Raw genomic sequence first — 408 nt, forward strand, 5'->3', positions numbered from 1 at the left:
CCATTCACAGGTGCTGGCGTGTCGTCGATCGCATCGATCGGGGCTGGGTCCACTACGACCGTCGCCGTGGCCGTATCACAGTTCGTCCCGTTCAAGTTCTCACAGATCGTATAGGGATAACTGTAAGTGCCTGCCGTCGTACCGGGGGCAACCGTGATGGTCCCGTCCGCATTCATCGTGATCGAGCCGTCAGTTGGGCTGGGCGCTGTGCCAGGCGTCAACGTGACGTCTGCAGGATCAACAGCCGCGCCATTCAGCGTGTCGTTGTCCAAAACGGAAGGAGTGTCCCCGCCTACAAAGCCATTTACAGCCGCCATGGTATCGTCCACAGCGTCAATGGGCGCTACGTCGACAACAACAGTTGCCGTCGCCGTGTCGCAGTTGCCTGCGTTCACCGCGTCACAGATC

Annotated in this window: 1 protein-coding gene; it reads right to left on the reverse strand. The window is 59.8% G+C overall.

The window, feature by feature from the left end:
• The coding region (locus ACXAH3_RS16480; RefSeq protein WP_474863357.1) for an Ig-like domain-containing protein at positions 1-408 on the reverse strand (408 nt) is incomplete at both ends.

It is taken from the genome of Aliiroseovarius sp. ABM4_368 (assembly GCF_056161205.1).